General features: G+C 75.3%; 5 protein-coding genes. All 5 read left to right on the top strand.

Going from position 1 to position 7,295, the window contains the following annotated elements; translation table 11 throughout:
• A partial coding sequence (locus BKE38_RS00445; protein ID WP_131829449.1) for a CBS domain-containing protein occupies positions 1 to 408 on the top strand: 408 nt, incomplete at its 5' end.
• Between the two features lie 28 nt (positions 409 to 436).
• Positions 437 to 1,285 carry a hypothetical protein gene (locus BKE38_RS33955; RefSeq protein ID WP_076955404.1) on the top strand — a complete coding sequence of 283 codons (849 nt, stop codon included), beginning with the start codon at positions 437 to 439 and terminating at the stop codon, positions 1,283 to 1,285.
• A 5-nt stretch (positions 1,286 to 1,290) separates the two neighbouring features.
• The gene (locus BKE38_RS00435; RefSeq protein WP_076955403.1) at positions 1,291 to 2,502 is read left to right on the top strand and encodes a glycosyltransferase family 4 protein; all 1,212 of its coding nucleotides are present in this window, start codon (positions 1,291 to 1,293) and stop codon (positions 2,500 to 2,502) included.
• On the top strand, positions 2,499 to 5,081 hold the full coding sequence (locus tag BKE38_RS00430; RefSeq protein ID WP_076955402.1) for a glycosyltransferase: 2,583 nt from the start codon (positions 2,499 to 2,501) through the stop codon (positions 5,079 to 5,081). Before BKE38_RS00435 ends, BKE38_RS00430 begins: the two co-directional genes overlap by 4 nt.
• The coding region (locus BKE38_RS00425) for a DUF6212 domain-containing protein (RefSeq protein ID WP_207553449.1) at positions 5,078 to 7,295 on the top strand (2,218 nt) is incomplete at its 3' end. The genes BKE38_RS00430 and BKE38_RS00425, both read left to right, overlap by 4 nt.

Raw genomic sequence — 7,295 nt, 5'->3', positions numbered from 1 at the left:
CAGTTCCATCCGGGCGGCAAGCTCGGTGCCCAGCTGCGCCGCGCCCGCGACCTGATGCATGCCGGCACCGGCGTGCCGATGGTGCCGCAGAGCGCGAGCCTGGCCGAGGCGATCGTCGAGATGACCGGCAAGCGCTTCGGCATCACCGCCGTGGTCGATGCGGAAGGCCGGCTGGTCGGCGTGGTGACCGACGGCGACATCCGCCGCGCCTTCGAGCATGGCTTCGTCGACCGCCCCGTCGCCGAGGTGATGAGCCGCCGCCCGCGCACCATCGGCCCCGACCTGCTGGCGCTGGAGGCGCTCGGGCTGATGAACGACCTGCGCATCACCAGCCTCTTCGTGCTGGAGGATGGGCGGCCTGCCGGCATCCTGCACATGCACGACCTGCTGCGCGCCGGCGTGGCCTGACGCGCGGGACCGGGGACGCCACGCCGTCATGACCATCCTGGCCATCACCGTCTGGCACCAGCATCCGGACCGGCTGTTCGAGCAGCTGCAGAACTACAACCAGGCCTTCGACGGCGACGTGATGCACTATGTCAACATCAACGCCGACTTCGCCGACAGCTTCGCCTATGCCACCCGCAAGCGTGGCGTGGATTTCTCGAAGATCCCGAACCTGCGCTTCGTCACCCCGCCGCAGCGCACCGCCTGGGCGGTCATCCTGCACGCCTACCTGCAGGCGGTGCTGCAGGCGATGCAGGACCGCGTCGCCTTCGACTATGTCTATTTCCACACCTCCGCCGACCTGATGATCCGCCGCGGCGCCGCGCAGCATATCCGGCAGTTCGATGCCGGGCTGGGCAAGTCCTGGCGCATCCCCGGCAAGCTGCAGGACGGCGTGCTCTCCTTCGAGCGCGAGGGCAGCGACCAGCTGGAGGCGATCAGGCAGGACCCGGCGATGCCGGCCTTCATGGCGGCCAACGGCTTCCGCTCGCTGTACAAATGCCGCGCCGAGGGCAGCTTCTTCCGCCGCGCGCTGTTCTTCGAGGCGATCGCGCCGATGCTGACGCATTGGAGCCTGGCCGACATGACCCGCCTGCCCGCCGTCTATCCGCAGGAGGAATACCTGCTGGCCACCTGCCTGGAGCACTATGCCCAGCGCAACAAGATCACCCGGACGCGCCACCTGGTGCTGACCTCGAAGAACGAGAAGCAGCATGCCAGCATCGAGGAGATCGACGAGGCGCTGAAGGACAGCCAGATCTTCGGCATCAAGCGCTTCGACCAGAAGAGCGACACGCCGGCGCGCAGCCACGCGCTCGGCCTGGTGGCGGCGGGCTGACGGCGATGGCGGCGGGATCCTTCCACCCGGCGCCGCTCGCCGCGCAACGCCTGCGCCGGTTGCTGCTGCTGCTGCCCTCGGCGGCGCATGGCGGCACCGAGCGGCATGCGCTGGCCCTCGCCCGCATGCTGGATGCCGCCGGCGTCGCGGTCACCATCCTGGCCGATCCCGACCGCCACCCGGCGCTGGCCCGCGATGCCGGGCCGCGCCTGGCCGCCTGCCTGCGCGGCGCCCGCATCGCCTGGGACGCCGCCGAGACGCCCGAGGAGAACATGCGCCGCCAGCGCCAGGTGCTGGAAGCGATGCTGCCGGCCATGCCCGTCGATGCCGCCCTGCTGCCGCTGCCCTGGCCGAATGCCGGGCTGGGCCTGCAGGCGGTGCTGGCCGAGCGTGCCCTTCCCAGCCTGGTCATCGGCCACCTGGCGCCGGCCGAGACGCCCCCCGGCATCGATGACGCCGCCCGTGCGGCGGCGCGGCGCCTGCCCGGCCTCTGGGCCGCGGTGTCCTCGCCGATCGCGAGCCGGCTGGAAACGGCCTTCGGATTGCCGGCCGGCCGCGTCCAGGTCGTGCCCAACGGCGTCCCCCTGCCTCCCGGCATCGATGCCGGCCGCCGCCGCGCGCTGCGCGCCGAGCTCCGCGCCAGCCTCGATCTTCCCCCGGACGGGCTGGTCGCGCTGTTCCTCGGCCGGCTGGAGCCGGTGAAAGGCGCCGAGCTCCTGCCATACCTCGCCCAGGCCTTCGTCCGGCGCGGCGGCGCGGCGCTGGTCGCCGCCGGCACCGGCCCGCTGGAGGCGCGGCTGCAGGCGGCGCTGCCCGGCGGCCGCTCGGCGCTGCGGCTGCTCGGCCACCAGGGCGATCCGGGGCGGCTGCTGCTGGCCGCCGATGCGCTGGTCCTGCCCTCGCGGCTCGAAGGCTATCCCCTCGTTTTCCTGGAAGCCGCCGGCCGCCGCTGCCCCGTCGTCGCCAGCCCGGCCGCGCTGGAAGGCCTGGGCGCCGCCGCCGGCGATGTCGCCGCCCTCGCCGAGGCCGAGGACGTCGCGGCCATGGCCGAGGCCCTGGTCACCGCCGCCACCCAGTCCGGCCCGACACCAGCGCGGCTCGCGGCCGCCGCGGCACTGGCCCGCCGCCAGGACGAGGCTGCCATGCTCGACCGCTACCGCGACCTGCTGCGCACCCTGCCAGGCATGGCAGTGACTGGCATGGCCGCCGCCGCATGAGCGCCGATCCCGAGGTCGCCGTGGTCATCCCGGTCTTCCGCCAGCCAGCCCTGCTGGCCGAAGCGCTGGAAGACGTCCTCGCCCAGCAGAATGCCCCCCGCTTCGCCGCCGTGGTGGTGGATGACGGCTGCCCCCTGCCCGAGACGGCGGCGACGGCGCTGGCCTATGCCCGCCGCCATCCCGGCCGCGTGCTGCTGCAGCGCCGGCCGAATGGCGGGCTGCCGGCAGCGCGCAACACCGGCATCGACTTTGCGCTCCAGGCCTGGCCCGGCTGCCGCGCGCTGCTGATGCTGGACGCCGACAACCGGCTCCGCCCGCATTTCCTGGCCCGCGCCGCCGCCACCCTGGACGCGGCGCCGCCGGAGATCGGCTGGGTCTATCCCGACCTCGACAGCTTCGGCCTGCCGCAGAACTACTTTCTGGGCGGCGACTATTCCGCCTTCCTGCATCTGCACGAGAATCTCTGCGATGCCGGCAGCCTGATCGCGCGCCGCGTCTTCGACCGCGGCCTGCGCTTCGATCCGCGGCTGCGCGAAGGCTTCGAGGACTGGGATTTCTGGCTACGCGCCGCCGAGGCCGGCTTCCGCGGCCGCCACCTGCCCGAGGCCGGTTTCCTGTACCGGAAACGCCCCGAAAGCATGCTGACCCATGCCGAGCGCGCGCGCCCCGCCATCCTGGGCGGCATGCGGCTGAACGCGCGGCACACGCTCTCCGCGCGCCGGCTGCAACGCCTCGAGGCCGAGGAGCTGCCGCGCTTCGCCCTCACCCGCCTCGGCCGCGACGAGGCCCAACGCCTGACCGATCCGCTGGCGCCGCGCCATCCGCCCGAACCCGCCGAGGCGCTGCGTCGCCGCGCGGTGGAAGCGGCGCTGGCGCCTTCCGCCGCCGCCTTCCCGCCCTTCTGGGCCTTTGCGACCGAAGCCGGGCTGGCGGCGCTGACGCGGGCCAGGCTGCTGCACAATGTCGTCTGGCAGGCGCAGCAGATCCTGCAGGCGACGCCGGCGCTCGGCTTCGTCCTGGTCGACCTGGTGGCCGCCGCGCAGGGTCGCCGCGGCTTGCGCCTGCCGCCCGGCGCCGTGCCGCATGCCCCGCGCGCCCAGCTGATCATCGCCCGCAGCGACCGGCTGCTGCGCGCCGCGCGCGAGAAGGATTTCGACTGGGCCGCGCCCTTCACGGACGCCGCCAAGCCGCCGGCGCCGACGCTGAAGGTCGACCTGCCCTTCGCCGATGCGGCGCTGGACGAGGATCCCGGCGTCTTCGCGCGGCTTGCCGAGGAGGTGGCCGCGCTGCGCGCCACGGCCGCGGCACGCTCGGCGCTGCTGGGCGAATGGCGCGACGACTGGCGCGCCAGCCGGCTGCGCACGCCCGGCCTGCACCTTGCGCTGAACGGCTGCGGCGCCGTGCTGCCCTGGATCCCGCGCCAGCCCGGAAGGCAGATCGGCTTCGTCCTGCCGGTCTTCGCCTTCGGCGGCGTCGAGAAGGTGGTGCTGAACCAGGCCGCCGTGCTGCGCCGCCGCGGCTGGACGCCGCATCTGTTCCTGACCGGCACCGATCACGCTGCCATCCCGGCCGAAGCCGACGGCGTCTTCGAGACGGTGCAGTTCTTTCCGCTGCCCGCCATCGAGCGCGCCGATCCACGCCAGCGCTTCTTCGGCGCCCCCATCGCCGCCGAGCCGACGGCCGCGCGCAACGCCGACATGCTCGGCCTGCTCGCCGTCATGGATGTCGTCGTCAACACCCATGCGCTGGCCGGCCAGGGGCTGATGGGGCAGCTGCGGCGCCAGGGAGTGCGCACCTATCTCGGCCTGCATCTGAACGAGCGCGGGCCGCATGGCGCCCCCGTCGGCAATCCGCTGACCGCGCTGGCCTACGAGGCCGGCTATGACGGCTTCCTGTCGGTGTCGCGCGCGCTGCGCGACTGGTGCGTCGGCCAGGGCGTCCCGCCCGAGAAGATCCTCGTGCTGCCCAACGCCGCCTCCTACGCCGCCGACCCGGCCCGCGCCGCGGCCGCCTGCGCCGCCCGCCAGCTGCGCGCGCCGGAGACGCCGCTGCGCGTGCTCTTCCTCGGCCGGCTGGACCACCAGAAGGGTCCGGACCGGCTGCGGCCGATCATCCTGGGTGTCGCCGATACGACGATCGAATGGCGCGTCGTCGGCCATCCGGTGCTGGATGCCGATCCGCCCGACCTGTCCGGCACCGGCGTCGCCATCGAGCCGGCGGCCGAAGGCACCGCCGCGCTCGACGCGCTCTATGCCTGGGCCGATGTCGTGCTGCTGCCGTCGCGCTTCGAAGGCGCGCCGCTGACCATCCCCGAGGCGCAGCGCTTCGGCTGCATCCTGGTCGCGACCGACACCGGCGCGGTGGCCGAAGCGGTGCAGCATGGCGTCGACGGGCTGCTGGTGCCGGCCGATGAGGACTCTGTCGTGGCCCACTGCATCGATCGCCTGCGCGCCCTGGCGGGCGACCCGGCGCTGTGCCGGCGGCTGGCCGCCGGCGCCGCGGCGCGCGGCGCCGCGACCGACTGGGAGAACAGCATGGCCGGCTGGATCCGCCGCCTGGAGCCGGAGCACGCGGCATGATGCGTTTCTATGTTGCCCCCGCCGATCTGGCGGCCCTGGCCGGCGGCGGCCCTGGCCTGGTCCTGCCGGCCGATTTTCCGCAGGCAGACACCCTGCGCCTCGCCGGCCTGGCGCTGTGGTGGGCCGCGCCGCTGCCGGGCCAGGGGATCTGGCTGAGGCGCGACGCCGCGCCGGCCGCGCCGCCCGAGGAGCTGCTGCCGCCCGAGGACCTGCTGCCGCCCGAGGACCTGCTGCCGCTTGACCTGCCGCCCGCCGGCCTGGTCGCCGTGGTCGCCCGCGACGCCGGCCGGCTGGGCGAATGGGGCGGCTGGTGGCGCGCCCAGGACCAGGAGCCGCCGCGGCTGATCCAGGCCGCCACCGCCGCCGAGGCCTGGCCGGAGCTCGCCGAGGCGCTGCTGGCCCTGCTCGCCGCCGCGACCGACCGAGCGGCCAGGCTGCAGCAGGCCCAGGTCGCGCTGCGCCAGGACCATGAGGAGACCCGCACGGCGCTTGGCGCCCTGGCCCGCCAGCTGGCGCATCGCCCGCCGGCGGCGCCGCGCCTGGCGCTGTCCACCGAGCCCGGACCGGAAGCGCTGGCGGCGCAGGACGGCGCGCTGCGGCTGCGCCAGCCGCTGGGGCTGCGGCTGGACGCGCTGACCCGCATCGGGCTGCATCTGTCCAGCCTGGCGCAGGGCCTTCTGCAGATCCGCCTGATCGGTGCCGAGAGCGGCCGGGTGCAGGGCGCCTGGCTGGTGCCGCTCGCGGGGTTGGCGCCCGGCTGGCTGCTGCTCGACCTGCCGGGGCCGCTGCCGGCGCTCGCCGAAACCGCGCTGCTGGTCATCCAGGCCGAGGGCGCCGAAGGCCTGTCGATCGCCCTCGATGCCGGCTGGACCCGCGCCGCCGGCGCCGTCCGCGCCGAGGGCCTCGCCGCCCCCGCCGACCGCGCGCTGGCGCTGCGCGCCTGGACCGCCGAGCCCGGCAGCCGCTTCACCGCCCCCGCCTGGTGGCGCTGGGACGAGGCGGGGCTGGCCCTGCCCGAGCCCGGCCTGCCCCATGCCCTGGCCGAGACCGGCTGGCCGCTGGCCCGCGCCCTCTCCGGCTCGGTCAGCCTGCTGGGCCTGGGCGAGGAGGCGCCGCGCGCCCTGCTGCGCACCCCTGCCGCGGCGCCGGGCCTGGCCGTGCTGCATCTGCCACAGCTGCACAATGCCGGGCTCGGGGTGCTGCGCATCACCGCGGCGCTGCGCCACGGCGCCGCCGCCGATCTGGGTCTCGCCGCCTGGATCCTCCCATGCGAGCAGGGCATCGCGACGCCGGCCGACCTGGCGCCGCGCGATGCCGCCGGCCGCTTCTCCGGCTGGCGCGGCTTCGCGCCCGACGGATCGCTGCAGCTGGCGCTGACCCTGCCGCTGGCGCTGGGCCTGAGCAGCCAGCTGGTGGTGGCGCTGGCCGCACGCGACGGCGGCCCGGCCCCGGCCGGCTGCGCCGTCGAGCTCCTGGCGATCGAGTTTCTCGCCGCCGGCGACGGCGAGCAGCTGGCGGCGCGCGTCGCCGCCACCCCGTCGCGCAGCCTGCCGCCGCCGCCTCTGCCCGCCGCCGTGCCGCGTGTCGAAGCCGCCCCGGAACCCGCCACCGCGCTGCCGGCCGTGGCCAGCCTCGAGGCGGTGATGCTGAACCAGTACTACCCGCCGCGTGGCAGCAATCCCTACCGCCACCTCGACATGACGGTGATGAGCCTGGCCATCGGCGCGCAGCGCTGGCCCGGCCTGCGGCTGAAGCTGTCGATTTCGGCCGGCGGCCCGCAGCTGGAGTTCCGCCAGGCCGCCGGCCATCCGGAGGCCTTCCTGCGCTGGCTGCCGACGGGCGAGGACAAGTTCGGCCCCTTCATCCGCCTCGGCCCCGCCGAGCTGCCCGCCTATCTGGCCAGGACAGAGTCCACGCCGCGCGACCGGCTGCTGCTGCGCACGCTGCTGCAGCTGATGCCCGGCGCCACCGCCAGGGCCGCCAGCGCCGCCGGCCTGCCGCCGGACGAGATGCTGGGCTGGCTGGACGCCGCCCGCGCCCTGGCCGCCGTCGCCGATCTTGGCGACCGCAGCGAGGATGCCGCGACGCGGCTGGGCGGCGTGGCGGCGGACAACCATCCGGCGGTGCTGGGCAGCGCGGCGCCGCCCGCACCTGCCGCGCCGCCGCCGGGCGGTCCGGCAGCCGCCCCGCCGCTGCCCGCAGCACCCCCGGCAC

Source organism: Teichococcus deserti (genome assembly GCF_001982615.1).
Classification (GTDB): domain Bacteria; phylum Pseudomonadota; class Alphaproteobacteria; order Acetobacterales; family Acetobacteraceae; genus Pseudoroseomonas; species Pseudoroseomonas deserti.
Note: the sequence above shows the minus strand (reverse complement) of the source record. Positions and strands in the feature narration are given on the sequence as shown.

What these genes read in the sequence shown, in the direction of transcription:
- BKE38_RS00430 (WP_076955402.1), top strand. Translation starts at nt 2,499, where the DNA reads ATGAGCGCCGATCCCGAGGTCGCCGTGGTCATCCCGGTCTTCCGCCAG.
- BKE38_RS33955 (WP_076955404.1), top strand. Translation starts at nt 437, where the DNA reads ATGACCATCCTGGCCATCACCGTCTGGCACCAGCATCCGGACCGGCTG.
- BKE38_RS00435 (WP_076955403.1), top strand. Translation starts at nt 1,291, where the DNA reads ATGGCGGCGGGATCCTTCCACCCGGCGCCGCTCGCCGCGCAACGCCTG.